Raw genomic sequence first — 18695 nt, 5'->3', positions numbered from 1 at the left:
CAAAATCGGTGGAGCTGCATGACAAGGTCATCGGGCATTATCTGAACATAAAACACTATCATTAAGTTGGAGTCATTACCAGCAATTCTACTGACTTTTTTCTAATCTTAGAACATTGAACTAATATTTCTTCACGTTCTAATATGAGTTCATTTTTTTCTACTTTGGTTAATTCAGTACCATTCATATAATTTAATGCAAAATACTTATAATCTGATTGCAATTCGAATAGGAGTTTAGTAATTAAATGTATATCCATTAATATTAATTGAGCATGTTCAAAGCCTTTATTCTTAACTCTATCTTTAAACCAGTTTCGAACGCTCCAGGCAGCATAGATTACAGAACCTGCAACTACTGTATCCATAATAGCAGAGACGGTGCTACTATCAAATCCATTCAAAAAAAGTACATCACTGTAGATTGGGATTAATGCCCCAGTACACAAACACATTACATGTGAGAATCGAATTTTAGCTATATATCTTTTAATCTTGCTTTTTTTAATAAGTTTTTCCACTGACATTTTCATAAATACCTATACATAATTTGTACAAGGGTATTTTATGGCAAGAGTAACTAAAAAGGAATCACAACTACGTTTAAAAGTTATGGAGTTAGTACATTCAGATAGGCAACTAACAGAAGATGATAAAGAGTTTATTTTTAATAACTACAGGGGTGATGGTATCGGGGCTACTGGTGCTTTCTTCACGCCCGAAATGCTAGCATGGGACTTTATGCGAGACGCTGGCTGTAGTGATGACTGCATTGAACTATGTGCCGGTATCGGGCGACTTAGCTACTATCAATTCATACGTAATAAACCTTCACACATCACATGTGTTGAACTGAATCCTGAATACGTACTTATTGGTAAACGTGTACTACCACAAGCCGAATGGATCACTGGTGATGCACTACAATACACACCAGACCGTTTCTACCGTGTTGCTTATGGTAATCCCCCATTCGGCAAGATAAACACGTCAGGGGCGTATACAGGCCGTTATACGGGTAGTGAATTTGAGTACAAGATAATTGATAGGGCAAGGGAGTATTCCAGCTATGGGGTATGGATTGTTCCACAGGGTAGTGCGGGGTTTAAGTACTCAGGCCATACATACTATGACCGTTCGATACAGTCAGCGAAGTACACAAAGTTTGAAAAGGATACGGGGTTAATCTTACACCCAGGCGTGGGCATCGATACATCAATCTATCGTGACCAATGGAACGGTACTAAGGTAACTTGCGAATCCGTGTTAGTTGATTATCAATAAGTTAAATGGATAGCATAAAAAATAACACAATATATTTATTGATTTTTCGGGCAGCCGAGGGAGACAAAGCCGATTTTCGGCTGGTGGGTTACATTGCTCATAGCGTAAAAAGTGTTCAGTTATTGGAATATTCAGGGCAGGGATTCTACAGAGTTCTGAACAAAAATTGTATCGCAATCTCAAATCATCAGCGGCCTGCCGGGCGCGGAATTAAAGATTATTTGTAAATTATGTTAATTTTAGGTGATGGATTGATCCTGGACACGACTTTGTTCAAAAAATAACCATACTATTAAGTTGCACCATAGTTGGAAAGAGGAGGAACAAAGTATGGTTGTTGACAGACTGAGAACCGATCTTCTCAACAAATTGATAAACGCCCGTATCGAACTTGCCGCTTATCTGCAGTTGAGAAAAGCGAAAGGCTACATGTCAGTCAGCGAGAGCGATCGTCTGCGTGATAATTTTTTTGCACTGAATCGCGAATTGCACGAACAATCACAGCTTCACGGTATGCATCTTGATCAGGAAGAGTGGAATGCCCTTCATCGTGCTGAAGGGGCGTTAGCCGCCGCCGCTGTTTGTCTTATGAGTGGACACCATGATTGTCCAACGTTTATCGCCGTTAACGCAGAGAAACTGGAAAACTGCCTGACAACGCTGACGCTGAGTATCCAGAGTTTGCAATCTTACCCAACGCTGGAACACGTCTGAATCAGGGGGAGGGCACTCCCCCTTTTCGTTAAGATTATGTAAATATGACGGGGTGATTCCCCTTGCTGGCTACGCTTTATGCAGAGCCATTAAGGAGGTGTTATGCGTCGACTCTTTCTCTGTGCTATCCCACTTGCGCTATTTTCCTCTTATGCCGTCGCGGTAAAAGTGGAAGTGCTGCAAACCAAACTCGATCACCCATGGTCACTGGCTTTTTTACCCGATAACCGCGGTATGCTCATTACGCTCAAAGGTGGACAGCTTCGACTCTGGCAGCCTGATAAAGGGCTTTCCGACCCGCTGACCGGCGTACCAAAAGTCTGGGCGAATGGTCAGGGCGGATTGCTTGATGTGGTGTTAGCTCCGGACTTTGAACGATCCCGCCGGGTGTGGCTAAGCTTCGCTGAAGCCGGCCGCGAAGGCAAAGCGAGCACCGCGGTAGGCTACGGGCGATTGAGTGACGATCTCAAACACCTGCAAGGATTTCAGACCGTTTTTCGCCAACAGCCAAAGCTCTCTACCGGAAACCATTTTGGTGGACGTCTGGTGTTTGATGGCAACGGCTATCTGTTTATTGGCCTAGGGGAGAATAATCAACGCGCTACCGCCCAGGATCTGGATAAGCTGCAGGGCAAGGTCGTACGGCTGACCGATGAGGGCAAAATTCCACCGGATAATCCGTTTGTGAACATGGCGGGAGCGCGAGCAGAGATTTGGTCGTATGGCATCCGCAACCCGCAGGGTATGGCGATGAATCCGTGGAGTGATGTGTTGTGGCTCAATGAGCATGGCCCACGCGGAGGCGATGAAATTAATATCCCCGAGAAAGGGAAAAACTACGGTTGGCCTATCGCGACCTGGGGTGTTAACTACAGTGGTTTGAAAATTCCCGAAGCAAAAGGTCAAATTGTTGCTGGCACGGAACAACCCATCTTTTACTGGGAAAAGTCGCCAGCGGTCAGCGGAATGGCTTTTTATAATAGCGATACCTTTCCACAGTGGCGGCAGAAGTTGTTCATCGGCGCGTTGAAAGATAAAGAAGTGATCGTACTGAGCGTTAAAGGGAATACGGTCACTGAGGATGGTCGTCTGTTGCAGGAAAGGGGGCAACGGATCCGTGATGTGCGCGTCGGACCAGATGGTTATATGTACGTGTTAACCGACGAGTCCGACGGGGAATTACTAAAAGTGAGTCCCTGATTTGTTTAGCTGACCGGGATCATCACGATTTTTTGAAACGCCGGGCGCTCGGTCAGTTGCTGATACCAGCGTTCCAGATGCGGGCGCGGGGTCCAGCTCAGGCCAACGTTGAACAGGTTATAGATAAACGGTGCCACAGCGATATCCGCCGTGCCAAATTCAGCCCCGGAGAACCATGACTGGTCTGCCAGCGCGTTATCCAGAATGGCAAACAGGTTATCGCAAACTTGCTTACTGGCCTCAATGGCCGCTAGATCGCGCTGATCGGCAGGTGTTCTGACCAGGCCAAATAAGATAACCCGATGCGCAGGGCTTAGCGTCTGATTTGCCCAGTCCATCCATTTTTCGCCGACGGCGCGCGCGGCCGGTGCGTCAATCCACAAACGTTTTTGTCCGTACTGAGCGGCCAGATAGCGGACAATGGTATTGGATTCCCACAGCACAACGTCCGTTTCATCATCGCGTAGCAACGGGACCAGTCCGTTCGGGTTTAGTGCCAGATAGTCGGCATCGCGGTTACCGCCATGCTGTCCGCCCGCCAGAATTTGGTTATACGGCAGTTCCAGTTCCTCGAGCGTCCACAATACTTTTTTTACGTTGGTCGAGTTATTGCGACCCCACAGTGTAATCATAGTAACCCCGCAAATTAATTGAGCAGCTTTATGGCTGCAGATGCCATCTGACTAGCTCACATGGTGGGGTAAACCTAATATTTACGCAACAAAGTCTAAAAAAATCGTGCCAGGAGCAGCGCAGCGCGGCGTTATTGCATAAACTTTAAAAACTTTACCAACTTACGGTTTCTTTAAGCTCGTTAGTGCGTTATTACTCACCGCACTTATTTTACACGTCATCCATCAGACTTTTTCTGCATGGGTTGGTCGGGGTCGCTTGGCCGGTTTTGTGTAAACACGGTGTGGTATGACGTGGTTTTTTGGAATGGATACTCGGGTGGCATTTATGACGCAATACTTCTCTTCACTTCGCAGCTTTGCTGCAGGTTCTGCACTCTTAATCCTTTTGGCGCCGACCGTACAGGCGGCGGAGCAACCGACGGCCCCGCCGAGCGTGGACGCACGCGCGTGGATTCTGATGGATTACGCCAGTGGCAAGGTGCTGGCGGAAGGTAATGCTGATGAGAAACTGGATCCTGCCAGTCTGACCAAAATCATGACCAGCTATGTGGTTGGGCAGGCGCTGAAGGCCGGAAAAATTAACCTCAACGACATGGTCACCGTGGGCAAAGACGCCTGGGCGACCGGTAATCCAGCCCTGCGCGGTTCGTCGGTCATGTTCCTCAAGCCCGGCGATCAGGTTGCGGTGTCAGATCTGAATAAAGGCGTTATCATTCAGTCAGGTAACGATGCGTGTATTGCACTCGCTGATTACGTTGCCGGCAGCCAGGAATCCTTTATTGGTCTGATGAACGGCTATGCGAAAAAACTGGGGCTGACCAACACTACTTTCCAGACGGTGCACGGTCTGGATGCGGCAGGACAGTTCAGTACCGCACGTGATATGGCGCTGCTCGGGAAGGCGTTAATTCACGATGTGCCGGAAGAGTATGCTATTCACAAAGAGAAAGAATTTACCTTCAATAAAATTCGTCAACCGAACCGCAACCGTCTGCTGTGGAGCACCAACCTGAACGTGGATGGTATGAAAACCGGGACCACTGCCGGGGCGGGATACAACCTGGTGGCTTCCGCGACCCAGGGCGATATGCGCCTGATCTCCGTGGTGCTGGGGGCGAAAACCGATCGCATTCGTTTTAATGAGTCAGAAAAGCTGCTGACCTGGGGCTTCCGCTTCTTTGAAACCGTTACGCCGATCAAGCCGGATGCGACTTTCGTTACTCAGCGCGTATGGTTTGGCGATAAGAGTGAAGTGAATTTGGGTGCCGGAGAAGGTGGTTCTGTGACCATCCCGCGTGGCCAGCTCAAAAACCTGAAGGCCAGCTTTACCCTGACTGAACCACAGCTAACTGCACCGCTGAAGAAAGGTCAGGTTGTGGGCACTATCGACTTTCAGTTGAATGGAAAATCCATTGAGCAACGTCCGTTGATGGTGATGGAAGATGTGCAAGAGGGTGGTTTCTTTAGCCGCATGTGGGACTTTGTGATGATGAAATTCCACCAGTGGTTTGGTGGTTGGTTCTCTTAATCTTACCTATTGCCGGATGGCGCAATCGCCGTCCGGCAGTATCTCTTAATACTTCAGCGTGATACGTTGCGCTTTAGCGTACTCAACATACTCATCGTCAGGGCGGTTATCACTGATAATGGTATCAAAGCGTTTTAATTCCCCCATCCTCGCAGGTCGCACCTTGCCAAACTTGCTGTGATCGACCACCAAAACGTGATGCTGCGCCATCGACATTGCCCAGTGCTTCACCGGCAGTTCTTCCAGATTAAAACAGGTCGCGCCTTTCTCGATATGAACGCCTGCCGCGGAATAAAAGGCGATATCCGGACAGAGATTGTTCAGCGTTTCCTGGAAGTCGAGCGGTTTAAAAATCGCGTTACTGGCATGGAATTCGCCACCACACAGAATGACGCGGCACTGCGGTTTTTCCTGCAGCACCAGAAACGTATTCAACGAGTAGCAGATTGCGGTGAAGGGCAGTTCATTGTCGATCGCTTCAATGATCCACGGCGTGGTAGTACCGCAATCGAAAAAGATGGTCTGATGCGCCTGCACGAGACTCGCCGCCAGCTGGGCGGCGCGACGTTTTTCATCAACCAGACGGGATTTTTGATCGCTGATTAAATAATGGTTAGCGCTGCGGGGTTCCAGAACAATATAGCCCCCGAGCAGTACGACGGGAGCATCATGATTATTCAGGTCGCGACGAATGGTCATCTCAGACACGCCCAGCAACGTTGCGGCTTCTTTGAGGTGTAATTTATCGCTGCGTTTCAGCGCCTGCAGTAATTGACCAATACGCTCGTCGCGTCGAGTTTCCATAGTTCCCCTGAAGAATAGAATAAGTGCTCAGTTTCGCGCTTAATACTACTCTTTTTACCGTGGGTTAGTCACGTACCCAACCTTTACGGATGGGGAGGGCGAAGCAGGCGCGATAGCAAGTTTGCAAGCCGAGGTACAGGGTCGCGCCAAAGCGCTGCCAGATCATCTGGGCGCTCAGACAGCCGATCAACCCAGCCAGTAATCCGCCCAGCATATCCAGCGGCCAGTGTACGCCAAGGTAAACCCGCGACCAGGCAATCGCCACGGCAACGACCATCAGCAGAGCGCCCGTCCACAGGCGATGCCAGAACAGGAAGGCCAGTGCAAAGGTAAAGATAACCGTACCGTGGTCACTCGGGAAAGAGTCATCTGCCGCATGATGCAGAAAGTTGTAACCAATGTGGTTTACAAACGGGCGATCGTGAGGGAACAGATGTCCCATCAGCCAGGAAATCGTCAGACCAACTATCAACGCAATGGCCATTTTGATGACCAACTGGCGCTGGAGCGTAACCTGACCGCGAGGTCCCCATAGCCAGAGCACAACGGCTAACAGCGGCACAATGCTGATCAGATCTTTGGCAATGAAAATGGCGAGCGAAATTGCCCATTGCGCAGAGTCGGGTGTTGCATTGATCAGGTAAAAAAGTGAGTTGTTCAGATTTTCCAGCATAACGTCCAGACTCAGTGTAATCGTTAAAAAGACCCATGGGAGCGAGAGCATAAAATTGCTTTCACGGGATAAAAAGCGGTCTTGTCTTATTTGTCTGCTAAATGACTATTTTTAAGACAATTAATGAGACTTATTGAGCATGATAGCGGTCTCAACTTAAATTAACCTTAAAGCAAAATCTTCTTGAGCAAATGAATGTAAAAATGTGCGCATTTTGCTTTCAAATCACATAATTCACTATCACCAGTACGGCGCATTTATTACACTTTGCGCGATTTTTCTATAGCTAAGAGACTGCATGCAGAACCGTTTATCTTCAGGCGCCCGTTTGGGGCGTCAGGCATTACTTTTCCCTCTCTGTCTGGTGCTTTACGAATTCTCTACTTATATCGGCAACGATATGATCCAGCCTGGAATGTTGGCGGTGGTGGAGCAATACAATGCCGGATTAGATTGGGTACCCACATCCATGACCGCCTATCTGGCTGGCGGCATGTTTTTACAGTGGTTATTAGGACCGCTATCGGATCGTGTTGGGCGTCGTCCGGTGATGTTAACCGGCGTGCTCTGGTTTATCGTGACCTGCCTTGCGACCCTGCTTGCACAGAATATTGAGCAATTTACTTTCCTGCGTTTTTTGCAGGGGATAAGCCTGTGCTTTATTGGTGCGGTGGGTTACGCCGCCATTCAGGAGTCCTTTGAAGAAGCGGTCTGCATAAAAATTACCGCGCTGATGGCAAACGTGGCGCTGATTGCGCCGTTGCTGGGTCCGTTGGTAGGCGCAGCTTGGGTACATGTTCTGCCGTGGGAAGGGATGTTTATCCTGTTTGCTGCTCTGGCGGCCATCTCCTTTTTTGGTCTGCAACGCGCGATGCCGGAAACGGCAACCCGGCTGGGTGAAAAGCTGTCCATTAAAGAGCTGGGCAAGGATTATAAGTTGGTGCTAAGGAACGTGCGTTTCGTTGCAGGCGCACTGGCGTTGGGTTTTGTCAGCCTGCCGTTACTGGCGTGGATTGCGCAATCTCCGATTATTATCATCAGCGGAGAACATCTCAGTAGTTACGAATATGGCCTGTTGCAGGTGCCGATTTTTGGTGCGCTGATTGCCGGTAACCTGGTGCTGGCGCGTCTGACTTCGCGAAAAACCGTGCGTTCGCTGATTATCATGGGCGGCTGGCCAATTGCCGTTGGCCTGATTATTGCCGCTGCGACCACGGTGGTGTCATCTCATGCATATCTATGGATGACGGCGGGTTTGAGTATCTATGCGTTTGGTATTGGCGTGGCGAATGCGGGGCTGGTGCGCCTGACGCTGTTTGCCAGTGAAATGAGTAAAGGTACGGTTTCTGCCGCAATGGGTATGTTGCAGATGCTGATTTTTACCGTTGGTATCGAGCTGAGTAAACACGCTTATCTGCTGGGAGGCAACGGCTTGTTCAGCTTGTTCAATCTGGCCAGCGGCGTGCTGTGGCTGATTCTGATGGTGATCTTCCTGAAAGATAAACGGGTAGGGGATTCCCGGGAAGGCTAAAGCCCGGTTGCCCGGGCCTGGCAGAAACTTAGTGGTGATCGTCAATCTGATGTTCGATGATCATGCCTTCACCGACGCTGGCAACATGTCGCGCATAAGGATGTGCGCGATAAACAGGAGCCGGGGCAGGTGCCGGGGCAACATACACCGTTTGTGGCGCAGTAGTCACGTTGACCGCCTGCGGCACGCTGACGGAAGAGGGCACGATCACCACTTTATAACCGCTTGGTACATCAACGGTAACGCTTTGTGCAAATACTGACCCTGCAAAACCCAGCAACAATGTCGCCATCAGTACACTTTTCTTCATAATCCGCTCACCTGAAATATTCACTGGAAGTAATAATCCAGTGGGTTAATTTGAGGCGGATTATGAATAGATCATGCCATCATTTTGTTGCCGTCTGTGCTGAGGCGTTAATGCGTAAACGGTGCTTCATTCTTTAACACGCGGTCGATAATATCCAGGACGCCCTCTTCGTTGTTCGATCCCGCGCGATATTTCGCCGCCTTGATAACCGGCTCATGGGCGTTGGCCATTGCAAAACTAAATCCCGCCTGGCGCAGCATCTCAATATCATTTCCGCCATCGCCAAACACAACAACCTCATCGTCGTTAATATTCCAGCGTTGTTGCAGCAGCCGCAGACCATTTGCCTTATGCACGCCGGGAATAATTAAATCGATGCTGCCGTAGCCGGTATGCACCGGCACCATAATGTCGCCAATCGCCTCGTGGAGATCGGCCTGCACCTGTGGGATTCTGTCGTCGGAAATATTCAGCCCGAACTTGAAGAAAACGTCGTTAAGATTATCAAAATTATCTACAAATTCGAGACGATGATAATACATGGCGGAAACAGCTTTATGTTCATCGCTGTACTGCTTCAGCGTGTAGGCGCTGCTTTTACCACAGGCAATAATATCAATGTCCGTACGGGTCAGCAGATGTTCAACGATGGCCTGGAAATCATCCTTTGCCAGTTCGCCGTTAAAAACATCTTCACCTTCACTGACTACCCAACCGCCGTTTTCGGCAACAAATGAGATCTCACTGGCCAGTTCGGGGAAAAAGGAAATCAACTGATAATATTGATTGCCGCTGGCGACCACAAAGCGGATCCCTTGTTCTTTCATCTGGCGGTATTGCGCCATAAAGCGCTCACGGTTATAGGTTTTTTGGTCACTTAAAAATGTGCCATCCATGTCGACCGCAATTAATTTGATACTCATTAGCTGTTCTCCATCACCGTGGTATTTTTGAGATCCGGTTTCGCCACCGCTTTCGCGACGATGGCGGCAACAAGCACCAGCGCCAGCACCACCAGCATAGCGCTGCGCAGGCCGTAGTGTTCACCCAGGTAGCCCAGCAGCGGCGGTCCAACCAGGAACGCCAGATAGCCGGTCGTTGCGACAACGCTGACGCGGGTTGGTGCATCGGGACCGGTGTCGCTGGCGGCTGAAATGGTCAGCGGGAAGCCGAGTGATGCACCGAGTCCCCACAAAATAACGGAAACTCCTGCCACCCAAGAGCTGTCGACAAAAATAATCAGGCTAATCCCGAGAGCGCCCATCAGCGCACTGGCGCGCACCACCGTGACGCGGCTGTAGCGGTCGATGAACCAGCCGCCAGTAAAGCGGCCAACGGTCATGCCCAGCGTAAATCCGGCATAAATCAGAGAGCCTGATGTTGGGCTAAACCCATGACCGTCCACCATCAGCAGCGGAAGCCAGTCGTTGGCGGAACCTTCAGCAAATGCCATTGCGAGCACCACGACGCCAATCAGCAATAACTGGATATCGCGATAAAAAGGCAGTCCTTTTTCACCGGAGGGAGAACCATCAGCGGCATTTTTACCCGTGCCGTCAGGAATCGCTTTGATGGCGATAAAGATAGGAGTGATAGCTACCAGCGCCGCCAGCAGAATATGCGCGTTTGCCGGGACGCTGAAGGCGGTAAGCATCATCCCAACTCCTGCGCCCGCCAGCGTTCCCAGGCTGTAAAAACCATGCATCATCGGCAGCACGGTTTTATTCATTTCGCGTTCAACCGCCGCACCTTCGACGTTGATGGCCACTTCTGCTGCGCCAAAGCTGGCGCCAAACACGGCCAGACCAAATGCGAAAAGCCAGGCGGAATGCAGCCAGAGCGCCACGCTGAGGATAGCCATCCCAATGACCGCACATGACATGGTAGTGCGGATCACTTTGCGCGTGCCAAATCGTTTCACCAGCCAGGCCGAACAAAGAATGCCACTCATCGAACCAATAGAGAGTCCAAACAGCACCGCGCCCATTTCGGCGGTAGAGATGGAGAGAATATCTCTGATGGCAGGGGTACGCGTTGCCCAGGAGGCCATTAATAATCCTGGTAAAAAGAAGAACGTGAACAGCGCCCAGGTGCGACGTCTTAAGGCTTTGCGTGATGAGATGCCAGTCATGAATTCGAGCCAAAGAAAAGAGGAAAGAAGACAACATTAGCAAGGTTGTGTACATTTGTACACAAATGCAAGAAGAGGAAATGCAGTGCGACGTGCAAACGATCCGCAGCGGCGGGAAAAAATAGTTCAGGCCACCCTTAAGGCGATAGTAATCCATGGTATTCATGGGGTTACACACCGTAAAATCGCTATGATTGCCGAGGTGCCACTGGGCTCAATGACCTATTATTTTGCAGGAATAGATGATCTGCTGTTGGAGGCATTCAGCTGTTTTACGCATACTATGTCTCAGCAGTACCAGGATTTTTTTGCCGACGTTGCTGATGCGCAGACGGCCTGCCATGCGATTACCGATATGATTTACGGCTCCCAGGTCACAACGCCTGATAATATGGAGCTCATGTATCAGCTGTATGCTTTCGCCAGCCGTAAACCAGCGTTGAAAACGGTGATGCAGAACTGGATGCTACGCAGTCAACAAACGTTAGAGCAGTGGTTTGATCCGGTTACGGCGCGGGCGCTGGATGCGTTTATTGAAGGAATGACGCTGCATTTTGTCACGGATAAAAAACCGCTGCAGCGAGAAGATATTCTGATGATGGTGGAGCGTATTGCCGAATTGCCGCAGAGATAAAATCCTCAAAATGGTTTGTCGAGGCGGGTAACGGCCTGACGTAAAAAATCAATGACTTTTACCGCCTCTGGCGTCAACGGTCGGGCGGCTTTTTTTACCGTCCCGACATCCATGTAAGTAATAAAATCATCAATCGTTCTGTGCATGACGCGCAGACCATCCAGTGACCACGGGCGATACACCAGGTCGGATAAAATGGTTATCCCTCTGCCTTTTGCAACCAGACTTCTTATTGCTTCAAAAGAGTTGCTGCGAAAACTGATATTGGGCGTATAGCCACGCTGCTGCCAGTAATCGATGATTACGTCAGGGTATTTATCGGTTTCCAGCAGTAAAAATGGTAGTTTCTCGACGTCTATTAAACGGATCGATGCCTGGCTCTGTAGCGGATGCCCAATAGACGTCCACAGGCGGCGCTGTGAACGAATAAATGTTTCGATCTCCAGGTCGTTATCATGGTTGATATTTGAGGTCAGAAGCAGGCAAAAATCGACCTTTTGTTCCCGTAGCGCCTGTACCAGTTCCGGTGCAGTGGCTTCATAAAACACGATCTCCAGCAAAGGGAAACGTCGTTCAATATCGTTGAGTATATCCGGAATAAGATAGGCAGAGAGCGTTTCGGCAATGCCTATGCGCACTGTGCCGGTGAGAATTTCGCTCCTGTCATGCAGGGCGTCAATAGCCGAGTGGCTACTGTTGATGATGTTGCAGGCATGTGCCAGAAAGCGCTCGCCCTCAGCGGTGAGCTTCACACCTTTGGGATAACGTACAAATAGCTGCACGTCTAATGCTTCTTCCAGGTTCCGCATGGCAATGGTCATTGATGACTGAGAAATATGACAGCGTGCGGCAGCTTTGGAAATTTGTAATGTTTCTGCAAGCGCGATGTAAAACTCAAGTTGCCTTAGCGTAAATTTCATAGTTTTAATCTATGCAGATGGATAAAAACGTTATATTAGCATTCATTCTCACGCCGCCGTAGCCTTGTGGTCATACCGTACAACTGACAATAAGGCGCAAATATGCCCTATCTTTTACTCAGTCTGGCTGCCTGTTTTTGGGGTGGAAATTATGTGATTGGTCATCTCTTGGTCGCTGAAGTTAATCCCATCGTTTTATCAGCGGCGCGCTGGGTATTTACCGCGTTATTATTGATGACGCTCTATTTTCGTCAGGTCACAGAGCAATGGCCGGTGATGAAAAAATCCTTTGGTACTATCGTCTTCCTTGCGCTTTGTGGTCAGGTTCTTTTCCCCTTAACGCTGTATATCGGCTTGCAATATACAACCTCGCTTAATGCCGCGATTTATATGTCCACCACCCCGGCACTCGTACTGTTAATCAATAAGTTCTTTTTTAAAGAGCGGATTTCTGCGCGAAATATAGCTGGTGTGATCCTGAGTACTGTTGGTGTTATATGGCTGGTGTCGCAGGGTGATATGATAAATGCGCGGGTATTTGCACATCTGAATCAGGGCGATTTCTGGACCATGGGGTCAGCGTTAAGTTGGGCCGTCTATTGTGCTTTTTTACGCATTAAACCGCGTGAGGTAAAGGGAAACGCCTTTGTCGCAGTGAGCGCGCTGTTAGGTGCGATTGTACTTATTCCGGTACTGGCTCTGGAGTTGATACGCAATGGTATGCCGGGATGGAATAGCTATGCCAATACAGGCGTTGTAACTGGGCTGGCATACCTTGTTATTTTTCCTTCCTGGCTGTCATATCTATTATGGAACAAAGGGATTAGCGCCATTGGCGCAACGCGTGGAGAGATCTATTCACACTTGATCCCATTGAGTGGCGGATTATTTAGCGTGATGTTTTTGCACGTCGCTCTGCATTCATATCATCTGGTGAGCGCGTTGGTTATTATGTGCGGTATAGCATTGTGTTCCCGTCCGAGTGCAAAAAAAGGCTCGCAGCAGCACATGGCGTGAAAAGCGGGTAAATTAGCTTACGGTGGCGCCCCCGGTAATATTTACCACTGTGGCGGTCATAGCGCTGGCATGGTCTGAAGCGAGAAAGGTTGTAACCTCAGCGATTTGTGCAAGCGTAGGCAGGCGCGCGAGCATGGTACTTTGCGCCGCCCCCTCTAACCATTGATCGACGGTTAAACCCATTGACTGTGCTTTAGCGGTGAAAATTTCTCCGGTATAGGAGCCAGCCGCTACAGCATCCACAATCGCATGCGACCGCACGCCGACGACACGAATGTTTATTGGTCCCGTCTCGCTGGCGAGCGCTTTAATAAAAGCCTCTGTTCCTGCACAGCCGACGATATGGCCGAGATGCCCGGGCATCGCCATCGGGGCTGCGGGCGCAACGATGGTGAGAATAACGCCCGGTCGATTGCCGCCCATGTGCGGCGTTACGGCTTTTGCGATATTGAACTGCGCCGCAAGAAAAGGGGTGATACCGCTTATAAACTCAGAGAGGGATAATGCATCGATGCGTTTGCCCTGTTCGTGCATAAATCCCGTTGCGTTTACCACCACATCTATTCCACCGGTTTGCTGTACAAGGCGGGTAACTTCCTTCGATGCGTTGTGCTCGTCGAGTACATCGGTGATAAAGGTTTCGACTGTACCACCCGCCGTTCGGATGCCACTTGCGGTCCAATCCAGCTTTTCCTGACGGCGCGCGCCCAGATACACATGGGCTCCTTCGCGCGCCATAGTATGCGCAACTGCACTACCAATAGCGCCGCTGCCACCGAAGATCATTGCGACTTTGCCTGAGAGTAACATAGCAACCCCATCACCATTTAGCACCGAGTAAAGTATGTGCCATAACGGGCATGCTGCAAATTTGAGAAAGCGTTTCCGGGGAACCTCACTCAGCGATGAAAATCAGGTTATGTCGGGGACATTGCTGCTATAGGTCTTATAGCAGCAATGTCTATCAGCTCATTTTAACGCCGATCAGTTACTGTAAGTGTTTGATATTTCTTTAACATGTATATCATTATCAAAATTATCAAAAGCAAGTACATCATCCAGATGCTGGTATTTAGCTCAATTAAAAAACTACCGACACCTCCGATAACTGACGGAATAACCAGCGAGGCGGCTCCCATCAACGCAGAGGTCGCTCCCAGGTTGGTGCGCTGGCTGGACATGGTCAGGTAGGTATAGAGTGATTCGAACATCCCTCCAGCAAACATCAGGATAATAAAGAAGAATATAAAAATATTGACGTGATAACTAAGTATTATTAATGGAATACACAGTACAATAAATGAGGCGATGATTTTCAGCCACGAATTCAAAATTTGCGACGCAGACCGTTTCTTAAGAAGTTTACCTGATAATGCAGCCCCCAGCAGTAGGAAGCCTCCAATAATTGATGAAAGCACACCAAATTGCGTTGATGAGTATCCAAACGTAACCATAAAAATAAATGGGGAGGCTGTGACATAGCAATAAATCAGCGAAAATGACAGACCAAGAGACAGACAAGGTAGATAAAATCGAGGTTGTTTGCTGATCTCTTTATACGTATTAAATGATGATTTTAATGAATAGGCAACCCTTCTCTCATGACTGAGTGTTTCAGGGAAGTTTAAATAAACGTATATTAACGTTATAATAGCATAGCCACATATCATTAAAAAAATTGCGCGCCATCCCCATAAGTCATTAATTATCCCTCCCAGCAGGGGCGAAGCAATGGGAACGACACCTTCGATAGTGATGATGATGGCATACAGCGTCGCGGCCACTGAACCACGAGTTACATCTCGAACTGCGCTGATTGCTGTAACCAGCGTTATTGATATAGAAAGACCTTGTATGACACGGATCGCCAGAAACATAACCAGATCGGTTGAGAGCGTGAGACAATATGTTGTCACGCCATAAATAACCGCACCTGTAAGCATAATTTTTCGCCGGCCAATAGCATCAGATAATGGACCAAAAATTAGCTGTCCAAAACCAATGCATAGGGTATAAACCATAATCGACAACTGCGTGGTTGAGACATTTTTTTCAAATTCTTTTGCGATGTCGGGAATTGAAGGTAAATAAGTGTCCACTCCCAGAATCCCCATTATCGTCAACATGGCCAGGCCGACAGTAAAGTAAATTATGTTCTTTCTATGAATAACAGTTTGCAGCTTCATTACTTATCACCATGAGTAAATTAAAAGCATGAAAAAGTTCACTATTTAAATAGAGATGTTGTGGATAATTATCGTGTAGGCAATAAAACAGAGTTGAAATGAACTGTCAAACTTTTGACTCAAAAAAATTGAGATATGAGTCACAGGTATATAGCCATAATTTTCGATGGTAGGGTTCCAGTTAAATTTAATTGTGTTTGATTGCCAGGCAGCACGAGGAACCATAAGTACACTGACTTCGAATACGGGCATACTGTTGGTGTTGGTGTTGGTGTTGGTGTTGGCGTACGTGATTGATTTTTTCAGTAGTAAATTTCAGGCAACAAAAAACCCATTTATGTAAATGGGTTAATTAAAACAACGAGTTGTATAATAATCAATAAGTTAGTTTTGTGGGGAGAGGTGGCGACTACGGGGCATTGCCAACCGCTGCCGCCACTTTGTCGCCACTAACGTTTTAACTAACTAATGTCATAAGAGTGCACGTATTAAAATACCACAACACCTTTGACGGGAGCGCCTGCTCCACGGATTTCGCCGCTTCCATAAGAGACGACTTTCCCGTTTTCAAAGGTAACGTAGTAATCACCCTTATCCCATCCCCAACCAGATGTTAACCGGTTGCTGTACTGGATTTGTTCGCTGTTACCTTTAACTGCATCACCATCAGGGGTTCCAAGTAAATCAATTACTTGTTGTTTTGTCATGCCAACCTGAACATTGTGAATTTTTTCACCAGTAGTACAGCTTGCTAAAACTGCTACGGTAAAGCCGATCATCATTAATTTTTTGAAGTTCATTTCTCAGTCTCTATGGATTGTGAGCAGTAATTATTTACCAACCAACATTATGTGATATTGATCACGCACTAGAGGACTCAATGATTCCATAAATAATTTTTAATAAGCTGGTACAGGATGAGCACTCTATATCCGGGGTATGTCAAAGTTTGTTAGTGCCATAGGCAATGTTGCCAGGGGATTAAAACGCAATGCTGTTTCTAGGTGGTCAGGTGCTAAGTGCGCGTAGCGCATAGTCATTTTTATGTCGTGATGCCCAAGGATTTTCTGCAGAGCCAGAATGTTTCCGCCAGACATCATAAAATGCGCTGCGAACGTATGACGAAGAACGTGTGTTAGTTGACCGCGTGGAAGCACGATAGAAGTCTTATCCATTACAGATAAAAACTGGAAGTAGCAGTCAGTGAAGAACTTGAAACCGTCCAGGGTAATGATTTCCTCATACAGCTCTTTGCTAATCGGAATGCTGCGGTTCTTTTTGCCTTTGGTCCTGACGAATGTGATCCGGTATTTCGTCACCTGAGAACGGGTTAGGTTCACAGCTTCGCGCCAGCGTGCTCCGGTGCTCAGACAGATTTTAACGACCAAAGCGAGCAGGGGGCTTTGGCGGTTGCAGTCGTACAAAAGCTCAGTAATTTGTTCATGCGTCAGCCAGGCCATCTCCTTTTCTGCGATGGTAAATTTGCGCATGTTCTCCAGCGGGTTCGGCGCTGTCCATTCACCTAGTCGGGCCAGCTCGCTAAAAACGCCGCTAAGGTAGCTTTGCTCAAGGTTGATAGTTACCGGGCTGGCACCTTTCTTCCACTTGTCGCTAAAGTAGATTTCCCCTGTAAGGCGTTTATCGCGGTAGTGCGCGAACAATTTGGAACTGAGATCGGTTGCGAGAGGGTTTCCGAGTGCATCGACCATCAGGACCAATTTGTCGTAAACATGCTCGCCAGCGGTCAGGGATTTGCCGTGCAGTTTGAACCAGAGTTCAACCACGTCTTTCAGAGTTCGACGGTCTACCGATTCACCCAGCCAAGGCTTAGCTTCTGCCTCATCCATCGTGTGACGCTCAAAAGCTAATGCTTCGCCTTTGGTGGCGAACTGCTTACGCACACGCCGCCCGCTGCGCCCAGCGGGGTAGCATTCGCATATCCATTTACCTGTGTCGAGTTTTCGTACTGCCATAAAAAAGCCCTCATGTCTGAGGGCTAAATTTAACTGTATGCATGAACAGTGGTCAATGTTTGTTGAGCTCATTGATATACATGTTCATTTTTAACTTGGTGTTATAACGCTCAAAATCCTCGTCAAGCGATTTAGAAATATTGGATGCGAATCCATAAAATTCTGGGGCTTCAATCTCAACAGTTTTGCTAAACATATCCCCATAAAAATAATGTCTCTCATTAAATACGTTAATGTAATAGTATAATGTGTCTTTTATTTCCAAACGTTTATTCATTAAGCCACAAATAGATGAGATAAGCTCAATTGAGTATTTTAAATCTTTTTTGAACTCATCCTCATCATAGTAGGTTGTTACTATTTTAAGGGTTCCAACATCATTTTTAAGCATGTATAAGTAATTTTTGTCAGATTTCTTTATACTTATGGTTAGCTTTTTATTTATTTCATTTATTGCATTTGCTACTCTATTGAAATCATCAACCTTACCACGTAGATTATCCTTCCTTATCTTTGAACGTGAAAGATAAGATGAGGCTGTGTTAAGCAGGGTTTGAATATCATTAATTTTATCTGATATGTCATTAATTACTAATCCAGATTCATAAGACGATTTTTCAAAAAGATTATTATAAAGTTTGTAAGGTTCGCTAACCTTCTTTTCAAATTCTCCATCTTTTGTTTTTAATATGTGCGTCGGGAATTTAGATAACGCTTCTGTAATATATTTGTGATGTGAAAAAAAACTATCACCCATATTCTTTTTTCTTGTAACTTCTAATTGAGAGGCCGTTTGAATTGTTCTGTGTATGTGTGCAACTATAGCAACTAAAGGAATGGATAAAGACCAAACACCAATCGGTAGTTTAAAAATAGTTAAGAAATTTTGATAGCCGACATGACTTAGATTTAATTTTATAGTGCTGTCATACCAAATGGGTAAACAAAGTGAAGTTGCTAGTAAAAGAGGTCCAGCAATAGCAATTTTGAAAAGACGTTGCTTCGATAAACTTTCGTCAGTAAATTCAAAGAAGCTCAATATGTATCTATTAAATTTGTCTAAAAAAATGAATATTAAAATAATCGAAATCAGAAAACCAATCAGTATAGTTTTTATGTTTAATAAGTCATCCATTACTTGCTTCTCTCACGTATA

21 protein-coding genes are annotated in these 18695 nt (G+C 47.3%); 8 read left to right on the top strand and 13 right to left on the bottom strand.

Going from position 1 to position 18695, the window contains the following annotated elements; genetic code table 11:
- On the top strand, positions 1–65 hold a 65-nt coding region (locus tag OGX67_RS26885), incomplete at its 5' end, for an IS1 family transposase (protein WP_072217861.1).
- Here OGX67_RS26885 and OGX67_RS20145 read toward each other — a convergent pair.
- A complete protein-coding gene (locus OGX67_RS20145) occupies positions 62–520 on the bottom strand; it encodes a hypothetical protein (RefSeq protein ID WP_286527077.1) in 459 nt (152 codons plus the stop codon). The genes OGX67_RS26885 and OGX67_RS20145 overlap by 4 nt on opposite strands.
- 46 nt (positions 521–566) lie before the next feature.
- On the opposite strand from OGX67_RS20145, the gene OGX67_RS20140 reads away from it, so the two are divergent.
- The 3 genes from OGX67_RS20140 (at position 567) to OGX67_RS20130 (ending at position 3197) form a co-directional block, all read left to right on the top strand.
- Entirely contained in the window at positions 567–1283 is a 717-nt protein-coding gene (locus OGX67_RS20140; protein WP_257651828.1) for a class I SAM-dependent methyltransferase, read from the top strand.
- Positions 1284–1613: 330 nt separating this feature from the next.
- Positions 1614–1997, top strand: a complete 384-nt coding sequence (bssR, locus tag OGX67_RS20135; protein WP_003035308.1) for a biofilm formation regulator BssR — start codon at positions 1614–1616, stop codon at positions 1995–1997.
- Positions 1998–2099: 102 nt separating this feature from the next.
- Entirely contained in the window at positions 2100–3197 is a 1098-nt protein-coding gene (locus tag OGX67_RS20130; protein WP_003035311.1) for a PQQ-dependent sugar dehydrogenase, read from the top strand.
- A 5-nt stretch (positions 3198–3202) separates the two neighbouring features.
- Here the strand turns inward: OGX67_RS20130 and OGX67_RS20125 are convergent, their stop codons facing one another.
- Entirely contained in the window at positions 3203–3829 is a 627-nt protein-coding gene (locus OGX67_RS20125; protein ID WP_049003168.1) for a glutathione S-transferase family protein, read from the bottom strand.
- A gap of 328 nt (positions 3830–4157) precedes the next feature.
- Here OGX67_RS20125 and dacC point away from each other — a divergent pair, with 328 nt between their 5' ends.
- Complete coding sequence (dacC, locus tag OGX67_RS20120; RefSeq protein WP_003035316.1) at positions 4158–5360, top strand: serine-type D-Ala-D-Ala carboxypeptidase; 1203 nt, start codon at positions 4158–4160, stop codon at positions 5358–5360.
- A gap of 45 nt (positions 5361–5405) precedes the next feature.
- Here dacC and deoR read toward each other — a convergent pair whose 3' ends face one another.
- Both deoR and ybjG read right to left on the bottom strand, forming a co-directional pair.
- Positions 5406–6164 carry a DNA-binding transcriptional repressor DeoR gene (deoR, locus tag OGX67_RS20115; protein ID WP_003035319.1) on the bottom strand — a complete coding sequence of 253 codons (759 nt, stop codon included), beginning with the start codon at positions 6162–6164 and terminating at the stop codon, positions 5406–5408.
- 64 nt (positions 6165–6228) lie between these two features.
- The gene (gene ybjG, locus OGX67_RS20110; protein ID WP_003836958.1) at positions 6229–6837 is read right to left on the bottom strand and encodes an undecaprenyl-diphosphate phosphatase; all 609 of its coding nucleotides are present in this window, start codon (positions 6835–6837) and stop codon (positions 6229–6231) included.
- 298 nt (positions 6838–7135) lie between these two features.
- On the opposite strand from ybjG, the gene OGX67_RS20105 reads away from it, so the two are divergent.
- Entirely contained in the window at positions 7136–8368 is a 1233-nt protein-coding gene (locus OGX67_RS20105; RefSeq protein ID WP_257651830.1) for an MFS transporter, read from the top strand.
- Between the two features lie 28 nt (positions 8369–8396).
- On the opposite strand, the gene OGX67_RS20100 is transcribed toward OGX67_RS20105, so the two are convergent.
- The 3 genes from OGX67_RS20100 to OGX67_RS20090 all read right to left on the bottom strand — a co-directional run bounded on the left by OGX67_RS20100 (position 8397) and on the right by OGX67_RS20090 (position 10809).
- A complete protein-coding gene (locus tag OGX67_RS20100; RefSeq protein ID WP_003035330.1) occupies positions 8397–8678 on the bottom strand; it encodes a hypothetical protein in 282 nt (93 codons plus the stop codon).
- A 107-nt stretch (positions 8679–8785) separates the two neighbouring features.
- Positions 8786–9601: a Cof-type HAD-IIB family hydrolase gene (locus tag OGX67_RS20095; RefSeq protein ID WP_003035335.1), complete on the bottom strand. Its 816-nt coding sequence runs from the start codon at positions 9599–9601 to the stop codon at positions 8786–8788.
- Positions 9601–10809, bottom strand: coding sequence for an MFS transporter (locus tag OGX67_RS20090; RefSeq protein ID WP_003836950.1), 1209 nt, complete (start codon positions 10807–10809; stop codon positions 9601–9603). Before OGX67_RS20090 ends, OGX67_RS20095 begins: the two co-directional genes overlap by 1 nt.
- Positions 10810–10894: 85 nt before the next feature.
- On the opposite strand from OGX67_RS20090, the gene OGX67_RS20085 reads away from it, so the two are divergent.
- Positions 10895–11443: a TetR/AcrR family transcriptional regulator gene (locus tag OGX67_RS20085; protein WP_061548820.1), complete on the top strand. Its 549-nt coding sequence runs from the start codon at positions 10895–10897 to the stop codon at positions 11441–11443.
- 5 nt (positions 11444–11448) lie between these two features.
- Here OGX67_RS20085 and OGX67_RS20080 read toward each other — a convergent pair whose 3' ends face one another.
- Positions 11449–12363 carry a LysR family transcriptional regulator gene (locus OGX67_RS20080; RefSeq protein ID WP_048219203.1) on the bottom strand — a complete coding sequence of 305 codons (915 nt, stop codon included), beginning with the start codon at positions 12361–12363 and terminating at the stop codon, positions 11449–11451.
- 102 nt (positions 12364–12465) lie between these two features.
- On the opposite strand from OGX67_RS20080, the gene OGX67_RS20075 reads away from it, so the two are divergent.
- On the top strand, positions 12466–13380 hold the full coding sequence (locus OGX67_RS20075) for a DMT family transporter (protein WP_032948920.1): 915 nt from the start codon (positions 12466–12468) through the stop codon (positions 13378–13380).
- Positions 13381–13392: 12 nt separating this feature from the next.
- Here the strand turns inward: OGX67_RS20075 and OGX67_RS20070 are convergent, their stop codons facing one another.
- The 5 genes from OGX67_RS20070 to OGX67_RS20050 all read right to left on the bottom strand — a co-directional run bounded on the left by OGX67_RS20070 (position 13393) and on the right by OGX67_RS20050 (position 18674).
- A complete protein-coding gene (locus OGX67_RS20070) occupies positions 13393–14190 on the bottom strand; it encodes an SDR family NAD(P)-dependent oxidoreductase (protein WP_257651831.1) in 798 nt (265 codons plus the stop codon).
- A 164-nt stretch (positions 14191–14354) separates the two neighbouring features.
- Positions 14355–15566 carry a multidrug effflux MFS transporter gene (locus tag OGX67_RS20065; RefSeq protein ID WP_257651832.1) on the bottom strand — a complete coding sequence of 404 codons (1212 nt, stop codon included), beginning with the start codon at positions 15564–15566 and terminating at the stop codon, positions 14355–14357.
- 488 nt (positions 15567–16054) lie between these two features.
- Complete coding sequence (gene bamE, locus OGX67_RS20060) at positions 16055–16366, bottom strand: outer membrane protein assembly factor BamE domain-containing protein (RefSeq protein WP_052951303.1); 312 nt, start codon at positions 16364–16366, stop codon at positions 16055–16057.
- A 126-nt stretch (positions 16367–16492) separates the two neighbouring features.
- Positions 16493–17539 carry a phage integrase gene (locus OGX67_RS20055; protein ID WP_257651833.1) on the bottom strand — a complete coding sequence of 349 codons (1047 nt, stop codon included), beginning with the start codon at positions 17537–17539 and terminating at the stop codon, positions 16493–16495.
- 52 nt (positions 17540–17591) lie between these two features.
- The gene (locus tag OGX67_RS20050) at positions 17592–18674 is read right to left on the bottom strand and encodes a hypothetical protein (protein ID WP_257651834.1); all 1083 of its coding nucleotides are present in this window, start codon (positions 18672–18674) and stop codon (positions 17592–17594) included.
- Positions 18675–18695: the final 21 nt, after the last annotated feature.

It is taken from the genome of Citrobacter sp. Cf118 (genome assembly GCF_030334095.1).
Classification (GTDB): domain Bacteria; phylum Pseudomonadota; class Gammaproteobacteria; order Enterobacterales; family Enterobacteriaceae; genus Citrobacter; species Citrobacter freundii.
Note: the sequence above shows the minus strand (reverse complement) of the source record. Positions and strands in the feature narration are given on the sequence as shown.

Bases quoted from the DNA above. Each gene is read 5' to 3' on its own strand.
- OGX67_RS20130 (WP_003035311.1), top strand. From the start codon at position 2,100: ATGCGTCGACTCTTTCTCTGTGCTATCCCACTTGCGCTATTTTCCTCT.
- OGX67_RS20075 (WP_032948920.1), top strand. From the start codon at position 12,466: ATGCCCTATCTTTTACTCAGTCTGGCTGCCTGTTTTTGGGGTGGAAAT.
- OGX67_RS20090 (WP_003836950.1), bottom strand. From the start codon at position 10,809: ATGACTGGCATCTCATCACGCAAAGCCTTAAGACGTCGCACCTGGGCG.
- OGX67_RS20140 (WP_257651828.1), top strand. From the start codon at position 567: ATGGCAAGAGTAACTAAAAAGGAATCACAACTACGTTTAAAAGTTATG.
- OGX67_RS20065 (WP_257651832.1), bottom strand. From the start codon at position 15,566: ATGAAGCTGCAAACTGTTATTCATAGAAAGAACATAATTTACTTTACT.
- OGX67_RS20080 (WP_048219203.1), bottom strand. From the start codon at position 12,363: ATGAAATTTACGCTAAGGCAACTTGAGTTTTACATCGCGCTTGCAGAA.
- OGX67_RS20070 (WP_257651831.1), bottom strand. From the start codon at position 14,190: ATGTTACTCTCAGGCAAAGTCGCAATGATCTTCGGTGGCAGCGGCGCT.
- OGX67_RS20105 (WP_257651830.1), top strand. From the start codon at position 7,136: ATGCAGAACCGTTTATCTTCAGGCGCCCGTTTGGGGCGTCAGGCATTA.
- bamE (WP_052951303.1), bottom strand. From the start codon at position 16,366: ATGAACTTCAAAAAATTAATGATGATCGGCTTTACCGTAGCAGTTTTA.
- dacC (WP_003035316.1), top strand. From the start codon at position 4,158: ATGACGCAATACTTCTCTTCACTTCGCAGCTTTGCTGCAGGTTCTGCA.
- OGX67_RS20125 (WP_049003168.1), bottom strand. From the start codon at position 3,829: ATGATTACACTGTGGGGTCGCAATAACTCGACCAACGTAAAAAAAGTA.
- ybjG (WP_003836958.1), bottom strand. From the start codon at position 6,837: ATGCTGGAAAATCTGAACAACTCACTTTTTTACCTGATCAATGCAACA.
- bssR (WP_003035308.1), top strand. From the start codon at position 1,614: ATGGTTGTTGACAGACTGAGAACCGATCTTCTCAACAAATTGATAAAC.
- OGX67_RS20100 (WP_003035330.1), bottom strand. From the start codon at position 8,678: ATGAAGAAAAGTGTACTGATGGCGACATTGTTGCTGGGTTTTGCAGGG.
- deoR (WP_003035319.1), bottom strand. From the start codon at position 6,164: ATGGAAACTCGACGCGACGAGCGTATTGGTCAATTACTGCAGGCGCTG.
- OGX67_RS20055 (WP_257651833.1), bottom strand. From the start codon at position 17,539: ATGGCAGTACGAAAACTCGACACAGGTAAATGGATATGCGAATGCTAC.
- OGX67_RS20095 (WP_003035335.1), bottom strand. From the start codon at position 9,601: ATGAGTATCAAATTAATTGCGGTCGACATGGATGGCACATTTTTAAGT.
- OGX67_RS20050 (WP_257651834.1), bottom strand. From the start codon at position 18,674: ATGGATGACTTATTAAACATAAAAACTATACTGATTGGTTTTCTGATT.